Consider the following 25,887-nt stretch of genomic DNA (forward strand, 5'->3'; position numbering starts at 1 on the left):
ACAAGAAAAGGGGGGCTGTTTTCATGTATTATGTTCGTATTTGGTAAGTTGGCAATAAAAAGCAGATTTTTTCCACACGATACGTGGGCTTTTTTGTCATACTTATTATTTACGAATACATAGATGAAGATGGCTTAGGCGGGATGTGCCTAGCCCTTATTAACTTGACTCGGCAGGACTACAAACTTCCTGTCGAGCTAAGTTAAATCTCTAGTGGATGTCAGAAATTTTGACTTGTGCTGGAGTGTCAATCATATATGTACTTCTTCTTTTAAGTATGCAGACTAAAGCGCATTGTGCGGATTTTAGCCTGTATTTTTTATTGCCTAAATCACTAGATTACCAATAAAAATATAGGAGAAGATCACAATGAATAATAACAACTGGCAACGGAATTTCTTTACAATTTGGACAGGGCAAGCGATTTCGCTAATTACAAGTGCTGTGTTACAAATGGCGATTATTTGGTATTTAACAGATACAACAGGCTCAGCTGCTGTACTGTCGATTGCAGCAATAGTCGGCTTTTTGCCACAAGCTTTATTTGGCTCTTTCATCGGGGTATTAGTGGATCGATGGAACCGAAAATTTGTGATGATTGGAGCAGACTTGATTATTGCGGCGGCAGGTGGACTATTGGCCTTTCTCGTCTTGACAATGGAGTTACCGGTCTGGCTTGTCATGGTGATTTTATTTGTGCGCAGTGTAGGTACAGCTTTCCACACACCAGCGCTTGGTGCGATTACACCACTTTTAGTGCCAGAAGAACAACTAACTAAATGTGCGGGGTATACACAATCGCTTCAATCGGTGAGTTTTATTTTAAGTCCTGCAATAGCGGCATTTATGTATGCAGCATGGGATTTAACAGCAGTGATTTATCTCGATATTGTTGGGGCTATTATTGCCAGCATAACAGTTGTCTTTATAATGATTCCAAAGCATGAGCGTGTTGTGAGTGCGACGACAAGTGTGTTAGGTGAGATGAAGGCGGGCTATGCAATACTCAAAAGCCATCAAGCCTTATTTGCCTTGCTATGGATTGGAGCGATGTATTCGTTTATCTACATGCCAATCAATGCATTATTTCCATTGATGAGTATGGAATACTTTGGAGGGACAACGAAGCACGCTGCGATTGTTGAAATTTTGTTTGCAGTAGGAATGTTGAGCGGCGGAGTTGTCCTCGGTGTGACAGGTGGCTTTAAAAATCGGGCGATGAGCATTGTGGCTTCGTTATTTTTAATGGGGGCGGCATTGACCATTTCAGGCTTACTGTCTGTCAATGGTTTCATCGCATTTGCGGTGATGTGTATGCTAATGGGGGTATCAGCGCCTTTTTTCAATGGGGTATTTACAGCGCTCATTCAAGAAAAGATAGCACCTGAATATTTGGGACGTGTATTTGGTTTACTTGGTAGTCTTTTTTCGCTGGCGATGCCGGGAGGTTTAATTTTATCGGCTTTGTTTGCAGATCGGCTAGGTGTGCATAATTGGTTTACCATCTCGGGAGTTGCGGTACTGTTGTTATCCGTCTTCTGTGCAATGATTCCTGCCATTCGAAAGTTGGAACAATCGCGGTGATACAATAAAAATGGAGTGATCTTCGATTGTGAAGATCACTCCATTTTATTTTCCGTAGGATTTCAAAATCTGATCAGATTGTTGCATAATTTTTAAGGTGTTATCGATTGATTGCTGTGTTTGATTGGTCCGGTTCTTTTCTTTCATTGTTTTTGAGTTATACAAGATTGCTGGCAATTTAGCGCTGGGTGCAACATAGAGCGTGTTATCGTTGATGAACGAACTACCTGGCAAATGGTAGCGCATGCCGAGCAAATTATGTTTGTACTGAAACAAATTATGGCCAATCATCTGCGCATTATGCTCAATACTGAGTAAGTTCAATAAGGTTGGCATTAAGTCGATTTGTCCACCTAAATGGCTAATGGTTTCTCCTGTGAAAAGCCCACCACCTGTGAAAATCACTGGAATGGTAAAGCGATCTTGTAAGTTGTACGGATGGTCGAGTATATCTGAAAGAATGGCCTCATCATTTTTCGTGACCGGTGCCCCATGAATACCTGAATGATCTCCGTAAATTAAAATCAATGAGTCATCATACAGCCCTTCTTTTTTTAGCGTCTCTATGAATTCTCCGATTTGTTCATCTACATAACGGACGGATTGCAAGTAATTGCCGACATAGGTGCCCTCGTAATTCTCAGGCAAAGAGAGGTATTCAAGATGCTCAGGCATTTCAAATGGTGTATGGCTTGTCAGTGTAACAATGTTGGCGTATATTTTTTCATGCGCTTTTAGTTGAGCAGGGAGTTGGTCAGAAACGAAATTGAACAATACTTCATCTGCCGGTCCGAAGCCGATTTCCTGCTCAGCTGGAATTTCTTGATCTGTATATGTGTACTCAAAGCCAAGTGCTGGATAGAGTTTTTCGCGGCTCCAATAGGTAATATCATCTGCATGGTAGGTCGCAGTGCCATAACCGTGCTCTTGCAACGTACGTGGCAAGGAGGGAACAGGCTCGCCGCTAATGACGTTGACTGTTGGATCCATTCCTTCTGGATAAATGGACGTATGCATCAGCCATTCTGCGTCAGATGTATTGCCTGCCCCGATTTGCTGATAGACGTTATCGAAGTATGTACTTTCCTTTAATAACGCATTTAGATACGGTGTGATCTCCTGGTTATTCACTTTTTTATTGAGCACAAAGCCTTGTAGCGACTCCACTTGAATGACAAATACATGCCGATCTTTGGCGATGCCATAGGATTTATGTTCGGTGGATGGAACATAATCATTGCCCTTTAACTTTTCAATGTCTTGTTCGGATAAATTACTATCAGAGGCAAGTGCAGTCCCGAAACTACGTGTGAAAACTTGCACGGCTTGCGATTGTAAATAGCCGTTCTCTTTTGCAAAATAGGAAACGTCAATAAGTGGCTGCCTGAATGCAAGGAGTGTTGTGACTAGACCGATGCAGCCAAATAGCACGGCTAATCGTTTACTCAACTGCACAGAAAGTTTCGCTTTTTTTGATTTGAAATAAAATGCAATTGGAATGATCAGCAACACGTCGAATAAAAATAGGAAATCATACGGTTTGCTTAGCAAGCCAATCGTTCCACCTACCGAATTCGATTGATACAGTTGTTGTAAATCGTAATAAGATGGAATCGTTGAAAAGTAGCGTGTGTAATAAATAATCGCAATAAAAAGGACGGATAATAGGGCGTTAAATAGGAAGATGCTCGTCCAAGCACGTTTCTTCGCGAATAGAATCACAAGTGATAGCATAAATGCCCAAAGTGGGAATTCGATGAGTGCAATATGAATAACTGATTTATTATGAAAAACGGCTAAGCGGAAGGCGATAATTTTAATGAATAGTAGGATTAAAATGATGGTATTCGGATGTATAAGAATGGACTTCACGTTACGGTTCAACCATTTCACCTTAAGCACCTCCTAGTAAATGTCTACAAATCTTAGTGTAACAAAACATGTATAGAAAATCGAAAAAAATGTGTGTGTTGAACGCTTTCTCTCACAATTATTACTGTATGTCATTCCTATTTAAAAATTGACAGAACAAACGACGATAATGATTCCCGAAAGTGAAAAAATTAAAGGCTCCCTTAATAGACGAGCTGAAGCCGAAAAGGATCTCTTATTTAGGTTGAAATGATAAAGGCTCCAATAAAAAATATGATAGTATGCTATCACAATAAATTCATTAGTCTATCTGGGACGTTTTAAGAACTCGAACAAAAAAGGCATCTGTATGCTTTACAACGAGCAGTTGACGAACTTGGACAAACCCTGTAATTTTTTCGTATTGTTTATGAAATGGCGGAGGATTCTTGATGAGTATGATAAAGTAAGGAAGATTAGGGATTTCCAGATGGGGAGTGGGAGCTATGAATCAGATGTTTCGGATGGAAAGTGTCGTACCGATATTACGTATTTTCGATATCGAGAAGGCGAAAGCATTCTACGTGGATTATTTGGGTTTTATAATAGATTGGGAGCATCGATTTGAAGAGAATTTTCCACGATATTTGCAAATATCACGTGGGCATTGTGCGATTCACTTAACGGAGCATCACGGAGATTGTAGTCCGGGAGCTGCGATTAGGGTGAGCGTTAGTCATATACAAGCATTTACTGCAACCCTTCATGCGAAAGATTATAATTTTGCACGTCCTTGTCTTGAACTTACGCCATGGGGAATGCAAGAACTAACCGTTATGGATCCATTCAATAATCGGATTATTTTCTTTGAGAATTGTTCATAAAAAACAGGTACTCCATCACTGGGGTACCTGTTTTTGCCTTATTTCATCTTTGCTTTGCGAAATCCTGTATAGCTATCTAGCAGACTCGTTACAATGACAGCGAGCACAATAATTCCATAAATCCAGTTGAGTGAGGAGGATAAATTGTCTTGGGAATTGTCTAGTAGTTGTGAGAAGAAGGTGACGAATTCTGGATTGAGTACATTAGGATTGCTAGCGATGAAAATAAAGGCCATGATACCGATAAGGTGAATGATTGCATTACTCGTTGCCAATTTGAATGTCCATTGACGTATTTTCGCTTTATAGGCGAGTAAAAATAGTTCGAGCAGCAGAAGTAAGGAGACGATAGGCCAATAGGAAAGAAGAACATCATGCTGAAAAACAGGCATAAGAAAATCTAACCCCTTTTGACCTTCTGTCGACGTATAGACGCCAATTAGATTGATGGCTTTAAAGTAAACGGCAGCCCAAATGATGAGCCAGAAGAAACCGAAGCCAATTTCGCTCTTGGTGATGGCTTTTTTCAATGGAACGTTCGGAATACCTTTCAAGTCATCTGGTTTCCAAGGGGTACCAGCCAGTGTTAAAGGAACATGAACGTTGGGGGATATTGTGCGTTCTAAAATGATGAAAACAATGGTCACCCAAAAGAAGTTTTGGATAGCTGCTTCGAGCACAATCCATATCGCTTCGCCAATTACACTTGAGATGGTGAGTAAGGACCATGATTCCACGCTTGAAAGGGCTGCAATTTTTTGCAGGAGAAATAATGATAGCACGACGATAGAAACAATGGTCAATGTCAATTTCAGAATGGCGATATAGGCATCGTAAAACTTTGGCCCAATAAGGTGCATAGGGCGATCTCGGTATTGGGCGGCCAGAGAAGCTGGATTGCCAAGCTTCTCAAGTGCTTGCTTGACATGCACTTCTGCATAATTGTCCGGAAGCATATCTTCAATAGTCGAGCGTAGCTCCAATGCGATATCATCACGCATTTTTTCGGGTAATCGCCGCGTTACTTCTTGTATATAGACCTCAATCAGTTCCATTGGTTTCATCTCCCTCTAATAGGCGTGTTAATTCCTTTGTCGTTTTTTTCCACTCTGCTTGTAGCTGTTCAAAAACGTCCATACCGATATCACTTATTTTGTAATATTTTCGCGGTCTACTTTCGGTTGTATCCCAACTGCTAGACAGCAGTTCTTGCTTTTCCAGACGTCGTAGCAGAGGATAGAGCGTACTTTGGTCGATTTCGATGCCGGATTTCTCAAGAAGCTGGACGAGTGAATAGCCATACTGTGGCGTTTTTAGCTGACTAAGAACAGCCAACGTCAATGTCCCCCTTCGTAATTCAGTCGTTAAGGAAGTCAATAAATCACTCATCAAAGCACCTCTTTCTATACTGTATATCATACACCATTGTATAACTCGTATCAATTGAAAAAGAATCTGACATAGATGTTAACGGAACAACGGAACATGAAAAAATAGCTCACTCAGGATTGTACATCCTTTGAGTGAGCTATTTTTGAAAGAGAAATCTGTGGGATAGAGCATCATATCGCATCTTTGTTTTAGATTAGCACTTGTTAATACGGTTCCGCCTCATGTCCTTTATCCACAGCTTCCTCAGGCGCTTTGTCCCCATCTCGACTACCAAGAGGCTTCTGGCTAGAGCCTCCTTTTGCAGCTTGGGCTAGGCCTTCGCGTAAACGGCGGCCGTATTCTTCGTCAGCTTCCTCGGCAAGTGCTACCATCTTGTCTTGAATGCGTGGGTCACAATTGGCGAGATCCGCGACTAGGTTTGAAATTAAGTCTTGGCGTTCCCATTCCTCGAATTTACGGTACGTTTCACCAGCTTGTTTGGTGTTGCTTTGGCGGCTGATGGACTCCCGTACGAGGTGCCCTTCAAGATAAGGTGTATGTTCTTTGCCGTGTTGTGTTGCCTCTTGTAGGCCACCTAACATCGAAGGCTCATAATTAATATGAGGGTTTTGCCCAGGGGCACGGTCGACTTTGAACTGCATTTGCCCACCGCTTTGGTTTGTTGCAACATGTTTTTTCGGTGCGTTGATGGGTAGTTGCAAATAGTTGGCACCCACGCGGTGACGCTGCGTATCTGAGTAGGAAAACGTCCTACCTTGCAGCATTTTATCATCTGAAAAATCGAGACCATCGACGAGGACACCTGTACCAAAGGCGGCTTGTTCGACTTCTGTGAAATAGTCTTCTGGATTTTTATTCAATATCATTTTACCGACAGGCAGCCAAGGGAATTGGTCTTCTGGCCACAACTTCGTGTCATCAAGTGGATCGAAGTCGAGCTCTGGATGATCATCGTCGCTCATTACTTGTACGAGCAACTCCCATTCTGGATAGTCACCGCGTTCGATAGCGTCATATAAGTCTTGTGTTGCGTGATTGAAGCTGGCTCCTTGAATTTCACTGGCTTCCTGTTGCGTTAAGTTTTTAATGCCTTGTTTAGGCTCCCAATGGTATTTGACGAGCACGGCAACGCCTTCTTCATTCACCCATTTGTACGTATTGACACCTGAGCCTTGCATCATACGGTAGTTGGCGGGAATGCCCCATGGTGAATAAACAAATGTTACCATATGAAATGATTCGGGCGAGCTGGCGCAAAAGTCGAAAAAACGTTCGCTATCTTGAATATTTGTTACGGGATCTGGTTTAAAGGCATGAATCATATCCGGAAACTTCATGGCATCTCGGATAAAAAAGATTTTTAAATTATTGCCGACGAGATCCCAGTTGCCGTCTTCTGTATAAAATTTCACCGCAAATCCACGGGGATCACGCAAGGTTTCGGGAGAGTGTCCCCCATGAATCACGGATGAAAAGCGCACAAATACGGGCGTTTGTTTACCTTTGTCTTGAAAAAGTTTTGCACGTGTATATGTGGAAACGGGTTCGTCGCCAGCTGTACCATAAGCTTCAAAATAGCCATGTGCACCTGCACCGCGTGCATGAACGACACGTTCTGGAACACGTTCACGATCGAAGTGGCTGATTTTTTCTAGAAAATCATAGTTTTCTAAAACGGCCGGCCCTCGATTGCCAACGGTCCGTATGTTTTGGTTGTTTGTTACCGGGTGACCTTGCCGGTTGGTTAGTAGGTCTTTTTGTTCCTCATTTGCTTTGGTTGGATCTTTCGACAAGTGATTGCCTCCTTCATTTCATCGTCGCTTCTTTACTCTGCTCTATTTATGAGGAAATAATGCCCTTTTTATACAAATTCAAAAGGAATCTCTTTTCTTCTTGAATTTGCAGTTACTAAAACCCGTAAAAGTATCAATAATATTGGTTATAACGACAGCAAGCACGATACTATAGCCAATAAAATAAAGGATGGCTGTCGCTGTTGTTAGTGAATAATTGTAGGTTCTTGCGATAGTCGGGGCAAATTCGGGATTGAAGAGATTCGGATTACTCACCATAACAAGCAGAAGTGTAACCCAAGAAAAATTAACAATGAGGTTACATACGGCAAGTGTCCTCGTCCATTGAACATCATCGGATCGACAAGCTGTTAAGATGATTTCAAGTGTGAATAATAAGATGATTGCTGGGAAATACAGCAATAATGTGTCAGTGTTGAACATACTTCATCAGGCCTTTCTCAATCATATTGAACGAATAAGCAGTATTGCCCAATAGACAGAGAAAAATAACAGTGAATTCAGTGAAGCGTGATGTAGGACTTCGAGATTTTGGTGTTCATAGAAGTCATAGAAATTTTTGTCGAATCCAGTTCGATGAAAACGAATAATTGCGACTAATAGGGATTTACGCTTCAAAGACTGGCTAACTAGTGATAAGATAATAGTGATTGAAACCTACTAAAGTCTCACAGTGATTAAATAGACATTTTGTATAAAATGAAGGATATTAGTGTTTTGAAAATTGTAAAAAGGATATAGTTACTAGGAGGGGGTGGGAGAATGAAGGCGACAGCTCAATATATTACTGAAGTAAATGATTTTTGTCGGAAAATAGGTATGAATTCCGAAAAGATTCCTACTCCAACTACCATTTTTGCAAACGAAGACATAGAAACGGCATTATCCGAATATGAGGAGATTATATTTGTAACTCGTTTCTTTGCTGAAAAAATTATTCAACAGTTAGCTGGTGTTTCGTTACTCATTACCATCACCGATCAGAATGGTACTATTCTTGAAATGGTCGGTAACGCCTTAATGAAGCGAGAGGCGCAAGGATTAGGCTTTGTAAGGGGACTCCAGTTTACGGTAAAAGATATGGGAACGAATGTTATTAATCTAGCACTTGAACACCCTCTAGGAGCTATTGAGATAGTTGGGGATGCGCATTATCATCGCTATTTACATAAGTCAGCTTGCTACGGTATGGTATTCAAAAATCCCATAACACAAGAAGTGTTAGGGACAATCTCAATCATGACGGATATTGGGAACCAGCATCCAATGATTACAACGATGTTGTCGACCGTTGTAGACGCCATTGAGAGGGAATTAGTATTACAAGAACAAAATAAGAAATTGCATGTTTTGCATCAAGTGATGATGGACAATAACCATTATGGTGTGTTGACGACAGATTTAGATGGCATTGTTTTAGAATATAATATTCGAGCAGAAATTCTTCTCGGTAAAAAATGTAGGCAGGTTTTGGGGAAACCTGTTAGCGAATTAGAGTTAATTGGGAGTCGTGTGAACGAGGTTCTTACTGAAAAGAAGCGCTTTGATGGTATTCAGATTATGGTAGGACAAGAACAAGAGCAGCCACAACAGGTCCTTCTCTTCGATGCGTTTCCGATTTATGACGACAGTTCTGGGGTTATAGGTGTCTTTGCCCAATTTCGCGATATAACGGACATCTATGATATGCAAAAGCGCTTTCAATATTTGGTTAGCCATGATGAACAGACGGAATTGCCAAACCGAAGGCATTTAATAGAAAAATTAACGGTTTTTCTTGAACAGGGGAGATCCTTTGCTGTTATTCATATGAACTTGGATCGTTTTAAGCTAGTCAATGATACGGTTGGTCACGTCAAGGGAGATGTGATATTAAAGAAATTTGGACAAAGGTTAGCAAAAGGTTTAGGGGCTTCCGATTTGATCGCGCGAGGTGGAGGAGACGAATTCATTATGCTTATCGCCTGTGAAAGCCGAGCGGATGCACAACGAATTGGGGAATGCTTGCTTAAGAGTTTTCGAGAGCCTTTTAGGATGCAGGGCTATGATTTTCACATTACCGCAAGTATCGGAATTGCCATCTCGGTAGAAAACGGAACGACTGCAGATGAACTTTTGATTAACTCCAATACGGCAATGTCTTATGCGAAAAAGAATGGGAAAAATCAATTTGTTTTATACGCGGATAAAATGAATCCGCAAGCGCATGCCAAGATTTTACTTGAAGCCTCTTTACGCAAAGCGATTGATAAAGATGAGATTGTCCTTTATTATCAGCCGAAAGTGGATATTAAAACAGGTGCGATTATCGGGGTAGAAGCGCTTGTAAGATGGAAGCATCCTGAAAAGGGGATAATTTCACCAGATGAATTCATTCCACTTGCAGAAGAGACTGGACTCATTGCTCAATTAGATGAGTGGGTATTATGGACTGTTTGTAAACAGAAAAAGAAGTGGCAAGATATGGGGATGCCTTCTTTTAATGTAGCCATTAACTTATCTTCTAATCAGTTTGCAAGTGATACATTACCAGACTTAGTGCAAAGCATTTTACAGACTACGGGATTAGCACCTGAATATGTGGAGCTAGAGATTACGGAAACGATGACGATGGATGTAGAGCATGCGATTCCGACACTAAAGAAACTGAGTGCGCTTGGGGTTAAAATTAGTATCGATGATTTTGGAACTGGCTATAGCTCCATGAATTATTTAACGAAATTTGCGATAGATCGACTAAAGATTGACCAATCATTCATCTCGAATATCGAAAAAAGTAAAAGCGACTCCGACATCGTTGTGACGATTATTCGAATGGCGCATAGTTTAGGGCTAAAAGTAATTGCGGAAGGTGTGGAGAATGAAAAACAACTTCAGTTTCTGCATGAGCATGGATGTGATGAGGTACAAGGCTATTTCTTCAGCAAGCCGATTGCTGCAGAGGAGTTGGAAACGAGATTTTTGCAGCTTCAACAAGAGATAAATGATAAGAAATAAGAAAGCAGTCCTAAGCGTCGGAAAACGACTTTTAGGGCTGTTTTTTCAGACTTTTACTGCGCTTTAATTGCATTATACATCTAGATGCAAGTGAGCCTCTCCGTTGTTTTAGTTCCGAATAATATTCAACCATTCAGAAAATACGGTATACTAAGTCTATTGAATTTCGATAGAAAGAGTGGGGATTGTATGACAACTGTAAAAGCAACAACGACATTAGGGAATCCCGTCTATCCAATCATGTTTGCGATAGGCGGATGTCATCTACTAAATGACACGCTTCAAGCTGTAATTCCGGCGATGTTTCCAGTTCTTGAAAAGGAAAGGGGACTGAGCTTTACACAACTTGGATTTATCTTTTTTGCATTAAATATGGTGGCGTCCATTTTACAGCCGGTTGTTGGCTACTTTAGTGATCGTAAGCCGAGACCTTATGCGTTGCCATTTGGAATGGTTTTTTCATTGGTCGGAATAGGAGGTCTCGCCTTTGCACCCGAGTATTGGATGATCCTCGTTTCCGTCATGTTACTTGGCTTCGGATCTGCTGTTTTTCATCCGGAAGGGTCGCGTGTATCGTTTATGGCGGCGGGGCCGAAGAGGGGGCTTGCACAATCAATCTTTCAGGTTGGCGGGAATTCAGGACAAGCACTTGCACCATTAATTGGTGCGTTTATTTTAGTACCGTTAGGGCAAAAAGGGGCGGCACTTTTTATGATTGTTGCAGCTCTGGCCATCTTTATTTTGATGAAAATTTCGGCATGGTATAAAGGACAATTGGAACAGGAGAAGTTGGACAAGCGGAAGAAAGTGTTGTTATCTTCGATTGGCAAGTTAACAACTAAGCAAGTAGGTGTTGCGTTGACATTGCTGTTACTCATTATTTTTGCGCGTTCCTTTTATGTCACGAACATTACAAGTTTTTATGTTTTTCATTTGGTGGAACGTTACGGCTTGGCTGTTGAAGATGGTTTGCTATACATATTCTTATTTCTCGCACTTGGAGCAGTTGGCACCTTTTTCGGGGGACCTTTGGCAGATAGAATGGGCAGGAGAAATGTCATTGTCCTCTCGCTTGTCGTACCGATGCCATTATGCTTAATGTTACCGTATGCACCGTTATGGGCGGTCATTGTGCTACTGATGCTCATTGGTTTTTTCATTATGCTCAGTTTTTCGGTGACGGTTGTGTATGCACAGGAGCTTGTGCCAAGTAAAATCGGGACGATGGCAGGGCTGACAGTTGGACTAGCGTTTGGGATGGGGGCGATTGGTTCAGTTGTTATCGGGATGTTAATGGACCAGATTGGTATTTATCCAACGATGATTGTTGTGTCATTTTTGCCGATTATTGGGCTTGTTGGATTGGGTCTTCCGCGTGATCGCAAAATAACTGCTGCTGCGTAAAGAAAGTGAAAAATACCGTATGAATTATTGGCATAATCCTTCAATTTTTATTATAATGAATAGCTGTCGAAATTTTGACAAGGTGTTTGGAAAGAAGGATGAAAAAATGACACGAGATCAAAAGAAGAAAATGCTCATATTGATGATCAATATGTTTATTGCCATAGGAAGTTTTGGTATTATTATTCCGATTTTGCCTAAGTATCTATTGTCAATTGGACAAGCGGGGACTGCAGCGGGTCTGATGATTGCCATTTTTGCGGGGGCGCAGCTCATTATGTCGCCGATTGCAGGGAAATGGGCGGATCAGTATGGCCGCAGAGTAATGATTATTTCAGGGCTAAGTGGATTGGCTTTGTCGATGTTCGTCTTTTACTTTTCGGATTCAATTGCTGTGCTTTATTTGTCACGCGTTATCGGTGGTGTAGGAGCTGCATTATTGATTCCAGCGATATTTGCTTATGTTGCTGATATTACGACGATGGATCAGCGTGCAAAAGGGAACAGTTATATTTCTGCATCGATGTCACTTGGAATTGTCATTGGTCCGGGAATTGGTGGGTTTTTAGCAGATTTTGGTTTGAAAATGCCGCTGCTGGTTTCGGCTATTGTCGGCGTAGTTGCAGTTATTTTTTCCGCAGTGATGTTGAAGGAAAGTCTGGGGACGAAAGTCGATATGCCGGATGTGAAATCAGAGCCGATGGTGAAGGAGATCGCACAGTCGTTCAGTAAACCGTACTTTATTCCATTAGTAATCACGCTTGTAATGAGCTTTGGCTTAATGGCGTATGAGTCGGTGTTAGGGTTGTTCGTCGATAATGAATTCGGAGCGTCTCCGAAAGATATCGCGATTATGGTAACATCGACAGGAATTATTAGTGTTATCATTCAATTATTCGCTGTCGATCGAGTTGTCCGACGTTTTGGTGAAGCGGCTGTCTTGAAAATTTTCCTTGGTGTCGCGGCAGTTGGCTTTTTACTGTCGATATTGGCACCAAGTTACATTATGTTTTTTGGTGTGACGATGATTATCTTCTTAGCAACGTCTATACTAAGACCAGTTCTGACAACACTAATCTCTAAATTAGCAGGTAGTGAACAAGGATTCGCGATGGGTATGAACAATGCTTATATGAGTATTGGAAATGTTCTTGGTCCGTTGCTTGCGGGACTACTCTATGATGTGCATATTTTGTATCCCTTCATTCTTGGATTGGTCGTACTTGTATTGACAATGTTTGTGTCGATGAAGTGGAAGGGTCCAAAGGATCATACAGTATGAGTAACAGGCAATCCCTTGTGTGGGTGTTGCCTGTTTTTTGAATTCTAAATCTTTACAAACTTCGGCAGTCGAAGTATACTGTGACGATTGAGTAATGTGGAGTGCAAGGGGGAAAAGTTCAGTGAAGAAAGAACCGATTTGGACAAAATCATTCATTAGTTTGTTCTGTACGAACTTTGCCGTTTTTACAGTGTTTTATGGACTGGTGTCCACATTGCCATTGTATGCGAAGGGGATATTGAGCCGAACAGACGAAGAGGCTGGCTTGTTGATGACGGTATTCTTGCTATCGGCGATTATCGTTCGCCCCTTTACGGGCAAGGTATTGGATATTGTCGGCAAGCGCAAAATGTTATGGATTAGTTTATTATTCTATTTAATTTGTACGGTATTTTATTATTTCATTCAACCGTTTATGGGGTTGTTGGTGTTGCGGTTTGTGCAGGGGATTTGGTTTAGTATTGCGACGACGGCGAGTGGGTCGCTGGCGGCGGATAATGTGCCGGTGAAACGGCGCGGGGCTGGGCTTGGGTACTATACAATGTCTACAAATTTAGCTGTTGTTCTTGGACCGTTTATCGCATTATTTATCATTCAATCGTATTCATTTGATGTGCTCTTTATTGTGATGAGTGTATTGATGGTCGTTGGGGTATTAACGTCCTTGTTGATTCCAGCTGGCAATGTCCCGGTTAACAAAAGTGCGAAAACCAAGTTAGCGCTTGGCGATTTGTTTGAAAAGAAGGCGATGCCCGTTGCATTTTTAGGCAGTCTCATTGCATTTTCCTACGCAAGTGTCCTGTCCTACTTATCGATTTTTGCGCAAGAAAAAAATGTCTTGGCTTTTGCGAGTACATTCTTTTTTGTGTTCGCAGCAGTTATGCTGTTGACGCGTCCATTTACGGGCAAAATATTTGATGAAAAAGGGCCGCAGTACATATTAATACCCGGGATGATATTGTTCATTATCGGGCTTGTCCTTTTGGCGTTTATGAATTCAGCTGTGCTCTTTTTAGTAGCTGCTGCCTTTATTGGCTTAGGCTATGGTGCGCTTGTTCCAAGTTTACAAACACTAGCTGTTCAGTCGACGACCCATGAGAGAAGTGGTTACGCAACCGCTACGTTTTTTACTTTGTTTGATACGGGGCTTGCGGTTGGGTCGTATGTGCTGGGGTTAATTGCTATCCATTATGGTTATCAGAATGTCTATTTGACTTCAGCCACCCTGATTTTCCTTGTGTTTATAGGGTATTTATTGATTAAGCGGAAGCAGCTCCGAGAAACAGCCCAATAGAAAGATGCCAGCCTCGATTTCAAGGCTGGCATCTTTTCATTTTTCATAGATTCGCTTCAGTGCTTCCTTAAAGGGAGGCTTTACATTGATAGAAGGACGGATTTCAGTGGCTTGTTGTTCTGCTTCATCTACAGAATTTGCAAGGCCTAATTCTAAAAGGGTAGCTGTTGCAATGGTGCCCGCTCGTCCACGTCCGGTATTGCAGTGAAAGTAGACATTCTTTCCAGCCTTGTAGGCGTCGACGACTTCGGAGACAGCGGCTTGGATGGACTGATCTTGGTGTTCCGTGTCGTCGACAATCGGTTGGTGGATACTGATTCTACTAGGTAGCGCACCTTTTACTTCCGCGCGTAAATCATAGATAACATCGATTTTTTCGTTTGAGAGCAAATCGTCAATGGCATTTACACCACCGATGAAAATACGATTGGGGATGAGTGCTTCATAGTTTTTGGGCATGGTTAATCACCTCATTATGTAGTTGTAGCTAGTATAGCATTTTATGAAATAAAAGACGTTCATTTTAATGGGTAGATATGTCAAGAATGATTTTTTGAATATACTGCATAGTCTTTTGTTCGGCTGTTTGTAGATCATAATTTAATCTGTTATTCAAAATATTTGTTAACATTCCTTGCCAAAGTAAATTCGTCATTTCATTGATATGATCTGCTTGTTCGTCATCAATTTGCTGCTCTTCGACAGCAGTTTGTAGCAAGGATTGTCCACGTTTGGAGATACTGCGTTCAAACAGGACTGGTTTTAATTCGTCTGGAATGTGTATCAAATCTGCGGGATACATATCGTAGTAATGTTCTATTAATTTTTCTGGCTGATCTCCCAAATCCATAATAAATACCGCATGGAAAATGGAAGGCTGTTTAAATGAGTGTTTACAAAAACATTCCCACGCTAATGTGTATTTTTCCAATGGGGAATTCCCTTTTTGGATTGTTAACGGTACGTCATCTGTATACGTTTTTAGTAATTTCATGGAGGCGAAAAAAATAAGATGTGATACTTCGGAAAAATAATTATAGATGGTTGCGCTATTGTATCCGGCACGAGCCGCAACTTTCCGAATCGTTACTTGTTCGATTCCTTCCTCTTCGATAATTTCGACCGTTGCTTCAATAAAATACTTCCACATTCTAGCCATTTGAATTTTGCGATTGCTCACAACTACCACCTCTTTCAGAAAATTGATTCCTCGGATATAAGTATACGTTATTTTTCGATTTTTTTATTTATTCCCTATTGTTCTCCGAAAAGACCTATGTTATTATAACCAATATCAGAATATAATCATGATTATTATATTCTAATTGATTAAATTATTCAAACCTGAGATAGGTAAAGTAATTAGGGAGGGGTAGGGTGAATTATTTTTAAGTATAGGTTGAAAGCGTTATCAACTAGAAAAATACTTTTGAATTACACAAAGCAGTTAGGGGTGTTAATGGTATGAAGAAAGTAAAATTGGATTCATTTATTTTTTGGACATCATTGTTTACGATCGCAATCGTTACAGTTTTATTGGTAATGAATCGTGCGACGGCAGAGCCTTATTTGGATGGTTTGATGTCTGCGATTACGTTTAAAATGGACTGGGCATTCCAGTTTTTAACGATTGGCTTGTTTATCATTTTAATTTGGCTGGTGTTTAGTAGATACGGAAATATTAGATTAGGGGAAGGGAAACCAGAGTTCTCTACATTTAGTTGGGGGACGATGCTGTTCACTGCGGGTATGGGAACGAGCATTATGTATTGGTCTATGATTGAACCAATATTCTATTTTTCGGGACCACCGTTTGGAATAGAAGCGGGTAGTCAAGAAGCGGCAGAGTGGGCACTGACATATGGCTTGTTTCATTGGGGAATTTCAGCATGGTCCCTTTACGCGTTACCGACAGTTGTGATTGCATATTCCTATTTTATTAAGAAGCGCCCGTCCTTGAAAATGAGTGTAGCATTAAGCGGCGCGCTTGGAAAATATGCAGATGGATGGCTAGGAAAGCTGATTGATATTTTGGTGATTTGGAGTTTAGTTGGTGGACTTGGTACATCACTAGGGTTAGGTGTACCAATGGTATCGGCAGTTGTAGCAAGCATTATTGGTATTGAGCAAACACTGACACTAGATGCGATTATTGTTATTTCTATTACAATTATTTACTCAGCAAGTGCTTATATGGGCTTGCATAAAGGGATTCGTCGTCTAAGCGACTTGAATGTGTATTTGGCTTTGGCACTTGCGATTTTTGTGTTCGTTGCAGGTCCTAGTTTATTTATGCTTACCTATTTTTCGAACAGTTTTGGTATGATGATTCAAAATTTCGTCATGATGAGTTTCCATACGGATCCAATTGGACAAGGGGGATTCCCACAAGGTTGGACAGTTTTTTATTGGGCTTGGTTTGCGGCTACAGCACCATTTATGGGCCTTTTTGTTGCACGTATTTCAAGAGGACGGACGATTCGTGAATTGATCGTTCATATGTTGTTATGGGGATCTATTGGTGGCTGGGTTTACTTCGGTGTATTCGGCGGTTATGCCATGAATCTACAACTAAGTGATATTTTGCCTGTTGTTGATATTTTGAACGCTAGTGGTGGACCAGCAACGGTTGTAGAAATTTTAAAAACGTTGCCGTTAAGTGCGATTGTGTTACCATTCTTCGTTTTCTTAGCGCTAATATTCTTGTCTACATCACTTGATTCAGCTACGTATATCTTATCTGCCATTGCTACGAAAGAATTGAAAGAAGGACAAGAACCAGCAAGATGGCATCGTATGGTTTGGGGCGCTGTCTTGGCTGTGATTGCATTGTCATTACTACTTATTGGTGGCTTACGGGTTATTCAAACATCGGCGGTTGTTGTATCGGTGCCGATTTATATTTTCTATATACTACTAATCATTTCACTTCTGAGATGGCTGAAACAAGACTTTCCGAAGCAATAAATATGAAATAACATCATGAGGAGAGGGTAAACATGGTTTTTAACGTTCGTGAAACAGATCGGACGATACGGACAAATTTTCCTAGAAAAGTGAAAGAGATTGAACATATTTGGATTCCAATGTCTGATGGTACGAGATTATCTGCACGAATATGGTTACCGGAAGATGCTGAACAAAATCCAGTGCCAGCAATTCTTGAGTACATCCCATATCGAAAAAATGATTTTACGGCATTGCGTGATTCTCTTCGTCATCCGTATTTTGCGGGTCATGGCTATGCGAGTATTCGTGTTGACTTGAGGGGATCTGGAGATTCTGAAGGAATTATGTATGATGAATATCTGAAACAAGAGCAGGATGACGCTTTGGAAGTTTTGACATGGATCTCTAAACAACCTTGGTTTACTGGCGGCATTGGAATGATTGGAAAATCATGGGGCGGTTTTAATGGTCTACAAGTCGCTGCTAGACGTCATCCGCATCTAAAAGCTGTGATTACACTTTGTTCGACAGATGATCGTTATGCGGATGATGTGCATTATAAAGGGGGAGCGATGCTTGCATCCGATATGCTTTGGTGGGCTTCGACAATGCTAGCTTATAACGCTCGTCCGGCAGATCCGACCGTTGTAGGAGAATCGTGGAAAGAAAATTGGTTGGAACGATTAGAGAAAACGCCGCCATTTGTTGAAGAGTGGGTTCGTCATCAGCGTAGGGATAGTTATTGGCAACATGGCTCTGTCTGTGAAGATTATCAAGATATTGATATCCCTGTGTATGCAGTCGGAGGATGGGCGGACGGCTATACCAATGCAATACCTCGCTTATTAGAGGGATTGAAAGGGCCACGAAAAGGTTTAATTGGACCATGGGCACACGAGTATCCAGAAATGGCTATTCCGGGACCGCAAATTGGTTTTTTACAGGAATGTCTGCGTTGGTATGATCATTGGTTAAAAGGAATTGACACGGGCATAATGGAAGAGCCGATGCTGAGGGCTTGGATGCAAGATAGTGTGCCACCACAAACAAGCTATACCGTTCGTCCAGGGTATTGGGTAGCAGAAGAACAATGGCCATCACCTACCGTTCAAGCCAAGCATTATTATTTGCATAACTCAAAGTTAGTGAATGAGCCTAGCAATTTAGCGCCGATTCAAGTGGAAAGTGTGCAACAACATGGCTTGTATGCAGGGGTATTTTGCCCATTTGGTCAACCGGGGGATTTGCCAGGTGATCAAAGAAACGAAAATGGCTTTGCAGTTATTTTTGAATCAGAACCTGTTGAAAAGAAAGTACCCATTCTCGGGCATCCGACGTTCACTGTGGAATGCTCATCTAATCAGCCGAATGCGTTGTTGACAGTACGGTTAAATGATGTAGCGCCAGATGGTTCATCGACTCGTGTCACATGGGGGATACTGAATTTGACGCATAGAAATAGCCACGAATTCCCTGAAGCGCTTGAAGTTGGAGAAAAATATGAAGTGACGGTTGAAATGAATGCAATTGGTCATGTGTTGGCTCCAGGCCATCGTTGGCAATTGGCTGTTTCACCAACTTATTGGCCACATGCTTGGCCTTCGCCGAAACCAGTGACATTATCCGTTTATCCATCCGAAAAAACCTATTTGTCATTGCCAATTCGTGAAAATCAGTCAATTGATTTGACGTTACAACCGTTCAAACAACCAGAAACAGCTCCTGTTCTTGACAAAGAGATATTAAGAGAAGCAAATCGAACGAGAGAAATTGTATACGATGTCGTTTCAAATGTCTGGACGTTAGATGATTTTTCCGATGAAGGAGCAAGAAAGCTCTATATAAATGGGATTGAATATGGTAGCACAAATCGTAATCGGTATACGATTGAGGAAGGAAACCCACTGTCTGCCAAAGTGCAATGCGATTGGACGTTAACGCTTGGTCGTGGCGAATGGCAAACGAGTCTTGAAACGACAAGTACGATGACAGCTGATGAGAATACCTTCTATTTAATGAATGAACTAACTGCTTATGAAGGGGAAGTAGAGGTTTTTCATAGAGTTTGGACAGAAGAAATACCGAGAGATCATATGTGATAGGTAGAAGGGGAGAGGAATCATTTCACTCTCCCCGCTTCCATCTGTAAAGAATTAACGGGGGTATTTATATGAAAACGCGCCAAAGAATGGAGCATTTGCGGCAGTATATGGATGAACGAGACATTCACTTGTCTATTATTTGGAATCCAGACAATCAGTACTATGTAACGGATTTTCGAGCGATATCGTATTCTAGGGCAATACTAACAGTAATTGACCAGCAAGAAGTACAGTTAATCATCCCAAAGCTAGAAGAATCGCATGCGACAGAACGAGCAGAAGTGGATAGGATACATGTTTACTATGAGCAATATGAACATCGTCATTTAACGTTATCGTATGTGGACTTTTTATCAAATATTTTGAGTAAACTACCTAAATCGGCGAATATAGGGGTAGAAATGGCATTATTGCCTGCAGATGTGTTTCAATATTTGCAACAAAGCGGCTTTACATTAACGGATATTGGAAATCGATTGGTTCAAATGCGCTCTATAAAAGATGATTACGAGATTGGGTGTTTGAAAGTTGCAGGAGCGTTATCAGATATTGCAATAAAGGAATCACTTTCTAATGTTCGTATAGGATTAAGTGAATTGGAGTTTGATTCATATGGAGATCGAGCTTTGCTTGAAGTTGCGTCACAGCAATATGCCGATGAATTGATTGGTTATGAAGATTGGACATGCTCGGGTATTGAACGAAGTGAAATGCCGCATCTGTATTCAAGTACCCGAAAATTTATGGATGGGGATGTCGTTGTACATAGTAGGCAAGTTTGGTATAACAACTACCGTGCGGAAAACGAACGAACATTTTTAATCGGAAATGTTACGGAACAACAGAAAGATTTGCTGAGGCTTGCGATTGAGGCTCAGCAAGTTGGGATGGAAATGATTCGTCCAGGTATTGCGGCTAAAGAAGTGGATATTGCAACCTTTAATGTTTTTAAACGGGCAGGCTATGCAGATTTTGTTCAGCATAGAGTAGGCCATGGATTGGGATTATCAGAACATGAAGAACCTTATTTACGTTTTGATAATGAATTAATTTTGGAGAAAGGGATGGTGTACACAATTGAGCCTGGTTTGTATGTGCCAGGTGTTGGTGGATTTCGCCATTCAGATACAGTGATTTTAACAGAACGAGGTAGTATGTCGATTACAGAGCATCCAAGGGCATTTGATGACATGCATTTTGTTTTTTCCTAATATTTTTTCATAACACTTTTATGAGAATATTTAATATTACTATAGAGTAGGGGAAACGAACAACCATGATTTTAACTATCATTGGCATTAACTTAGTTTACGTTTCTTTATTTACATTGCGTGTGTTATTCACATTTAAAGGGATGCGTATTATAGCGTCTTTTGTATCAATGGCAGAGGTGTTTATTTATTTAATGGGATTGACCTTAGTGCTTGATAATCTTGATAATCCTATTAATATTGCAGCCTATTGTTTTGGCTGGGGATTAGGTGTCTATGTTGGAAGTCGCATTGAGAAGAAATTAGCATTAGGCTATACTGTGTTTGAAGTTGTTGTAAATGATCTAGATACCGAGATTTGTCGTTATTTGAGGGAAAAGAATTACGGAGTTACCTCATGGCTTGCGGATGGAAAAGATGGGAAGCGCCTTGTAATGAAAGTGTTAGCAAAACGGAAAGACGAACAAAAACTGCGACGCACTATTTTGGAAACTGCACCAAAAGCTTTTATTATTTCTTATGAACCGACTACTTTCAATGGCGGATTTTTAGCGAAGCATTTGCGATAATGTTGCTCTATTAGGCTGTTGATGTAATGGATATGTAGGTTGGTAATGGTAATATAGAGAATAGCTGAAAAGCCAGTTGCCGAAGCCGTATTAGAGGTTTCGGTAACTGGCTTATTGGTGCCATTAAGTAAATGCCATCATCCGATCAAGCGGACCATTGGGTTCAATAATATCTGCGAGGTCCAAGATCGGGATCGGGAAATACGGGAACCCGGATGAATAAGGAGAAATTTCATAAAGCTGAAAGTAGATGACGAGGGAGGTATCGGCGATATAAAAATCTTGATCGCTACGGATTTCTTTGAAAGGGGGATCAAGTAAGACGACATCCCAATCTTTAATGCGCTGGCGAATGATATTCGATATCTTCTTCTCGTAGTCACTCCCCGTTTTGAATAACTCTTTCAAGGTGTACTGTTTGCCGGTTTTTGTATCAAATGTTAGCGAGTTAATGCTTGTCATACCGTGTGCTCCGCCAGTAAATGAATAGACAATCAGGTTTAAACTGAGCAGACCCCGTTGGTTGGTCTTTAATTCATAATAAGCGATGAGTTCAACGAGGCCTGGTTCGTAGTAATCACGTTCAATTAGTAGCTTATTTAGTGTTGTGACAATGGCATGGTTGATGGTGCTTTGCACATGGGCATTTGGTAAATGGACAACGACGGGATAATAGACCGTTACCTTTGGTGAGGCATGAGGTAATTTCTTTGTCACGATGGACACAGGAAGCTCGAACATTAACATCCTTTCATTCTTGGTGGTGTCATTGATTTTATGTACATAGCGGTGAAAAAAGAAGGGAATGGATGTGACAATGAATGACATTATCTGTCGTTCCATGTAAAATTGAGATACCGAGTATTTAGGGAGGCCATCAGATGAAAAACAAACAACAGGATTATGAAAATAAATTAAAGAATTTCGATCCAGATTCTACTATACATGAGACGGACGATCATTATTCAGATGAGAAATTTTGGGACAAGGTCAAAAAATACGGTAAGCAAGTAGGTAAGCAAACGGTTTACTACAGTTTGCTCCTATTTTATACAGCGAAAAGTCCAACGGTACCGAAATCATCCAAAATGATTGTTGTAGGTGCATTAAGTTACCTCATTTTCCCGGTCGATCTCATACCGGACTTTATCCCAGCAGTTGGTTTAGTCGACGATGCGAGCGTCATTGCGGCTGCCGTTTTTAAAATCGTTCAGCATATTGATGATGATGTGAAACAACAAGCAAAGCAACAATTGGTGAAGCTGTTTGGAGATGATGGTGGTTATGACGATATTGATGAGAAGTTGATGAGCTAAATTCATCGAAGGTTAGATGGATTTAGTTAAGCAGGTGAGACGCTATGGAAGATAGCGTCTCATTTTTCATCTCATTCATAAACAATTCTAGGTGCTTTGCGAATTGTCACTTCCCAATTGGTCCCCGTACCGACTCGATAAGCATCTGCGAATGAGCCTTGGTTAATGGCGATGCCGATGTTGTCGAGGGAATTTACATAGATAAGCGGTTCGCCGATGTGTAAATCTGCAAAGGATCGGCCGAATGTCATGATGTTATTGTAGATTGTGCGGCCATCTGTCGTGATGGCTACCTCGAAGGAATCCCCATGCTGCTGTGCGATTTCTTTAAACTGGGTTCGGCTAATATTCGTCCACAGATTGCCGAAAGGTCGGTCGATAATGTCGACTGTGCCTGTGATTACTTCATCAACAATTTTTGAGAGCTTCAATGGCAATGTAATGACCTTCGCTGTATCTAGAATGGGGCCGACTTCTTCAAATTGGATCACATCGGCAGCAAGTCGTGCACCTGTATAGGCGAAAATATCGCGTCCGTGGAATGTATGCGATTCTCCAGAGTTCGGAAGGCGGTTGACAGACTCATCAATTTCACGGACTTCGCAAATGCCGATGAATTGTGCCACATGTGTTAACGTACCATTGTCCGGTGTAATGATATAGTGGTCGTTGACGGTTTTCGCAACAATGCCACGTCGCTCCGAACCTACACCTGGATCGACAATGGAAACAAAAACCGTGTCCTTTGGCCAGTAACCAATGGCTTGCAATAGACGATAAGAAGCTTCCCAAATATTATATTGAGGAATCTGATGGGTAATTTCATAAATAGGAATTCCACGTTGAACAGAGTTTGCTACCCCGTGCATCGCACTAACTGCCCCGTCACTCTTCCCAAAATCCGATTGAAACACTAATAAACCTGTTGTCATCTTAAATCCACTCCTCATTTGTTTATAGTATGAAATTAAACACAAAAAATCCCGTCCATTTCAATCATTTATCGATTGAAAAGGACGAGATCTATTCTCGTGTTACCACCTTTATTCGTCGCTTATTCGCATAAGCAACCTCAACAAGTACAAAACCCGATCGTGATAGGTTTTAAACTGTGGTTCTGGTAACGGGTACCAACTCCCGCTGCGTATCTACTGATGTACAATTACGTACACGTTCAAGGCAGAGCTCAGAGGCCATTGTTCAAGTGGAGTCTTTCTGCTTCTTTTCAGCTACCGAAGCTTTCTGTGAGAAATCCTATGCACTTTACTTTTCTCTTCATCGCTTTTATATGTTAGTGAGTACTTTACATGAAGCTGAAAGAAAGGTCAATGTTTTTAGGAAATTAAGTTGGTTAAAAGCCAATCCAACTGAAGCGTTTCTTCGCATTTCGTGAAGTTTTGTGGTAGGATTTAAGTTCACAATAGTAGAGGACGTGAAGTTGAAATGATTAACATTACAGTACCAAATCCAGATATTACAATCGTACAACGTAAACAGGAAATGGGTCCAGGTGTTGCGCCGATTAAACCGATTTATGGCTTTATTGATTTACATGAAATTCCACGTGATAAAGGCGGCATCATTCTGTTTTATAACAATAAAGATGAGTTGCTATTTGCAGGGAAAGCGCGTAAATTACGCCAACGTGTGAAAAAGCATTTTGAAGATACGGTGTCACCAATTAAAGATCATCGTAATGAAGTAAAGCAAATTTCTGTGATCATTGTTGAAGACCCAATGGAACGTGAAATTTATGAAACGTATATCATTAATACACAACGTGCGAAATATAACGTTGATAAAGTATTTTTCGAGTGAACACGAACCCTGTTTCGTCCTTGATGGATGTCTTGATAAGGTGTAACAGGTTGAAAAGAGCTGACTGCTATGTGCAATCGGCTCTTCTTTTTGACTACATACAAAGAAAAGGGTGGGCGTAATGGACGAACGGTTACAAAAGATTGTCGATGAAGCACAAGTGGAATTTGGTTTGGATGCTTATGATTTGGAGAGGCATTCCATTACTAAACAGCGGGATGTAAAAGGTGAAGTGTATTATCTGTTTACTATGGAGTGGTTTCCGAAGGAATTGACTGAGCCTGTGGAAGAAGATATGAATCCAGAAGGCACGGCATGCATTGACTATCATATTCAAGCGCGGCGTTTTGACAGTGTTATTTTTGTGCAAGGGCAGTCATTTTCAACGAAAACACAATTTGTCGAAAAAACGCCTGAAGAAGTGGCGGCTTGGGTTGAAAAGCAGACGGGTTTAACGTATGGCAGCGATTTTAGACTAGCGCAAGCGACTGACGATGGGTTCCGCTATGAGAGGGATGTGGAGGGGATTCGAATGACACCAGGTCTGATGATTGATGTGGAATTTGATGAAGAAGGTAAATTGACTTCCTATTCTCGATACGGGATAGCTCCACGCCAAGAGGATATTCAAAAAGCGGCATTCACGTTAACGCTAGAAGAAATCGAGCCACTTGTTAAACAACAGTTGCAGCTTATACAGTTTCCATCTGAAGCGGAAAATCGATTCATTCCGGCTTATGCAATGGAAGAGGTTTTTGTGACGGTGGACGGGCAACGAGTGATTCCATTTTTCGAACATGAACGTACCGCTGTAAAAATAGAGGAAATAGTGAAATGGGATAGTCCACAGGAACTAATAATTGAGAGGCAAGAACTATTCTTTCGTTCTGAAGCGACTGCCGAAGAAGCATTTGGTCATGTTGGTGTCAGTGAACAACTAACCTTAACTGAAGCACAAATTGAGCGGAGTAAAGAACTCACCCGTGATGTTTTGAGGTCAGAATACCCGCTTGAATCGGGGAAATGGCAGTTGGCAGAACTGCGGCCTCAAGAGCACTTTATCGAAGCACATTGTGAAATTATGACGGAGCAACGCACGATTTTTAAGCGTAAAGTTGTTGTGTTTATCGAACCGGAAAATATGGCTGTCTTGAATTTCGTTGATAACGGGGCGATGATGGAGATCTTTGATACTTTTGAGCCAGCGGAACAGGTAGTTGTGACACATGACGAGGCGTTTGAAAAGATGGTTTCGTATATTACACTTGACCCCACATATATTTACGATAAGTTAACAGGGAAGTATATACTTTGTGGCTTGCTGGATGCTGCGGAAGCGGTGGATGCGGTGACGGGAGAAGTTATTTCATTGAGTGATCTATAAAGTGAGTAGAATCGACAAATGAGGATGCCGTGAAAA

The 25,887-nt window shown here is 41.2% G+C and carries 22 protein-coding genes and 1 other annotated feature; of the genes, 13 read left to right on the top strand and 9 right to left on the bottom strand.

Going from position 1 to position 25,887, the window contains the following annotated elements; all coding sequences use genetic code 11:
• Positions 1-369 precede the first annotated feature (369 nt).
• The gene (locus MKY34_RS10745) at positions 370-1,584 is read left to right on the top strand and encodes an MFS transporter (RefSeq protein WP_342510394.1); all 1,215 of its coding nucleotides are present in this window, start codon (positions 370-372) and stop codon (positions 1,582-1,584) included.
• A gap of 45 nt (positions 1,585-1,629) precedes the next feature.
• Here MKY34_RS10745 and MKY34_RS10750 read toward each other — a convergent pair whose 3' ends face one another.
• A complete protein-coding gene (locus tag MKY34_RS10750) occupies positions 1,630-3,477 on the bottom strand; it encodes an LTA synthase family protein (RefSeq protein WP_342510395.1) in 1,848 nt (615 codons plus the stop codon).
• Between the two features lie 464 nt (positions 3,478-3,941).
• On the opposite strand from MKY34_RS10750, the gene MKY34_RS10755 reads away from it, so the two are divergent.
• Positions 3,942-4,319 carry a glyoxalase superfamily protein gene (locus tag MKY34_RS10755; RefSeq protein ID WP_342510396.1) on the top strand — a complete coding sequence of 126 codons (378 nt, stop codon included), beginning with the start codon at positions 3,942-3,944 and terminating at the stop codon, positions 4,317-4,319.
• A gap of 38 nt (positions 4,320-4,357) precedes the next feature.
• Here the strand turns inward: MKY34_RS10755 and MKY34_RS10760 are convergent, their stop codons facing one another.
• The 4 genes from MKY34_RS10760 to MKY34_RS10775 form a co-directional block, all read right to left on the bottom strand.
• A complete protein-coding gene (locus MKY34_RS10760; protein ID WP_342510397.1) occupies positions 4,358-5,374 on the bottom strand; it encodes a hypothetical protein in 1,017 nt (338 codons plus the stop codon).
• Positions 5,361-5,708 (bottom strand): PadR family transcriptional regulator, encoded by a 348-nt coding sequence (locus MKY34_RS10765; protein WP_342510398.1) that lies wholly within the window; start codon positions 5,706-5,708, stop codon positions 5,361-5,363. The genes MKY34_RS10760 and MKY34_RS10765 overlap by 14 nt, the downstream gene beginning before the upstream one ends.
• Before the next feature lie 206 nt (positions 5,709-5,914).
• The gene (locus tag MKY34_RS10770) at positions 5,915-7,504 is read right to left on the bottom strand and encodes a catalase (protein ID WP_342510400.1); all 1,590 of its coding nucleotides are present in this window, start codon (positions 7,502-7,504) and stop codon (positions 5,915-5,917) included.
• A gap of 78 nt (positions 7,505-7,582) precedes the next feature.
• The gene (locus tag MKY34_RS10775; protein ID WP_342510402.1) at positions 7,583-7,948 is read right to left on the bottom strand and encodes a hypothetical protein; all 366 of its coding nucleotides are present in this window, start codon (positions 7,946-7,948) and stop codon (positions 7,583-7,585) included.
• A 339-nt stretch (positions 7,949-8,287) separates the two neighbouring features.
• Between MKY34_RS10775 and MKY34_RS10780 the strand changes: the two genes are divergently transcribed.
• The 4 genes from MKY34_RS10780 (at position 8,288) to MKY34_RS10795 (ending at position 14,502) form a co-directional block, all read left to right on the top strand.
• Complete coding sequence (locus tag MKY34_RS10780; protein ID WP_342510404.1) at positions 8,288-10,522, top strand: EAL domain-containing protein; 2,235 nt, start codon at positions 8,288-8,290, stop codon at positions 10,520-10,522.
• A 189-nt stretch (positions 10,523-10,711) separates the two neighbouring features.
• The gene (locus MKY34_RS10785) at positions 10,712-11,926 is read left to right on the top strand and encodes an MFS transporter (RefSeq protein ID WP_342510405.1); all 1,215 of its coding nucleotides are present in this window, start codon (positions 10,712-10,714) and stop codon (positions 11,924-11,926) included.
• A 106-nt stretch (positions 11,927-12,032) separates the two neighbouring features.
• Complete coding sequence (locus MKY34_RS10790) at positions 12,033-13,208, top strand: MFS transporter (protein ID WP_342510407.1); 1,176 nt, start codon at positions 12,033-12,035, stop codon at positions 13,206-13,208.
• A gap of 121 nt (positions 13,209-13,329) precedes the next feature.
• Complete coding sequence (locus tag MKY34_RS10795; protein ID WP_342510409.1) at positions 13,330-14,502, top strand: MFS transporter; 1,173 nt, start codon at positions 13,330-13,332, stop codon at positions 14,500-14,502.
• A 36-nt stretch (positions 14,503-14,538) separates the two neighbouring features.
• Here MKY34_RS10795 and MKY34_RS10800 read toward each other — a convergent pair whose 3' ends face one another.
• Positions 14,539-14,961, bottom strand: a complete 423-nt coding sequence (locus MKY34_RS10800) for a dual specificity protein phosphatase family protein (RefSeq protein ID WP_342510412.1) — start codon at positions 14,959-14,961, stop codon at positions 14,539-14,541.
• 64 nt (positions 14,962-15,025) lie between these two features.
• A complete protein-coding gene (locus MKY34_RS10805; protein WP_342510414.1) occupies positions 15,026-15,682 on the bottom strand; it encodes a TetR/AcrR family transcriptional regulator in 657 nt (218 codons plus the stop codon).
• A 284-nt stretch (positions 15,683-15,966) separates the two neighbouring features.
• Between MKY34_RS10805 and MKY34_RS10810 the strand changes: the two genes are divergently transcribed.
• The 4 genes from MKY34_RS10810 to MKY34_RS10825 all read left to right on the top strand — a co-directional run bounded on the left by MKY34_RS10810 (position 15,967) and on the right by MKY34_RS10825 (position 21,333).
• Positions 15,967-17,469, top strand: coding sequence for a BCCT family transporter (locus MKY34_RS10810; RefSeq protein ID WP_342510416.1), 1,503 nt, complete (start codon positions 15,967-15,969; stop codon positions 17,467-17,469).
• Positions 17,470-17,501: 32 nt separating this feature from the next.
• Positions 17,502-19,550, top strand: coding sequence for a CocE/NonD family hydrolase (locus MKY34_RS10815; RefSeq protein WP_342510418.1), 2,049 nt, complete (start codon positions 17,502-17,504; stop codon positions 19,548-19,550).
• A 71-nt stretch (positions 19,551-19,621) separates the two neighbouring features.
• A complete protein-coding gene (locus MKY34_RS10820; RefSeq protein ID WP_342510419.1) occupies positions 19,622-20,764 on the top strand; it encodes a Xaa-Pro peptidase family protein in 1,143 nt (380 codons plus the stop codon).
• 65 nt (positions 20,765-20,829) lie between these two features.
• On the top strand, positions 20,830-21,333 hold the full coding sequence (locus tag MKY34_RS10825; RefSeq protein WP_342510421.1) for a DUF2179 domain-containing protein: 504 nt from the start codon (positions 20,830-20,832) through the stop codon (positions 21,331-21,333).
• 123 nt (positions 21,334-21,456) lie between these two features.
• Here the strand turns inward: MKY34_RS10825 and MKY34_RS10830 are convergent, their stop codons facing one another.
• On the bottom strand, positions 21,457-22,161 hold the full coding sequence (locus MKY34_RS10830; RefSeq protein WP_342510423.1) for a DUF3298 domain-containing protein: 705 nt from the start codon (positions 22,159-22,161) through the stop codon (positions 21,457-21,459).
• A 53-nt stretch (positions 22,162-22,214) separates the two neighbouring features.
• Between MKY34_RS10830 and MKY34_RS10835 the strand changes: the two genes are divergently transcribed.
• The gene (locus tag MKY34_RS10835; RefSeq protein ID WP_342510426.1) at positions 22,215-22,649 is read left to right on the top strand and encodes a YkvA family protein; all 435 of its coding nucleotides are present in this window, start codon (positions 22,215-22,217) and stop codon (positions 22,647-22,649) included.
• A 71-nt stretch (positions 22,650-22,720) separates the two neighbouring features.
• Here MKY34_RS10835 and MKY34_RS10840 read toward each other — a convergent pair whose 3' ends face one another.
• Positions 22,721-23,581 carry an S-adenosyl-l-methionine hydroxide adenosyltransferase family protein gene (locus tag MKY34_RS10840; protein ID WP_342510427.1) on the bottom strand — a complete coding sequence of 287 codons (861 nt, stop codon included), beginning with the start codon at positions 23,579-23,581 and terminating at the stop codon, positions 22,721-22,723.
• A 77-nt stretch (positions 23,582-23,658) separates the two neighbouring features.
• Positions 23,659-23,937 (bottom strand) — a binding site (T-box leader).
• Positions 23,938-24,092: 155 nt separating this feature from the next.
• Between MKY34_RS10840 and MKY34_RS10845 the strand changes: the two genes are divergently transcribed.
• Entirely contained in the window at positions 24,093-24,467 is a 375-nt protein-coding gene (locus MKY34_RS10845; protein WP_342510428.1) for a nucleotide excision repair endonuclease, read from the top strand.
• A gap of 121 nt (positions 24,468-24,588) precedes the next feature.
• Positions 24,589-25,851, top strand: a complete 1,263-nt coding sequence (locus MKY34_RS10850) for a hypothetical protein (protein ID WP_342510429.1) — start codon at positions 24,589-24,591, stop codon at positions 25,849-25,851.
• Positions 25,852-25,887: the final 36 nt, after the last annotated feature.

Source organism: Sporosarcina sp. FSL K6-1522, from assembly GCF_038622445.1.
GTDB lineage: Bacteria > Bacillota > Bacilli > Bacillales_A > Planococcaceae > Sporosarcina.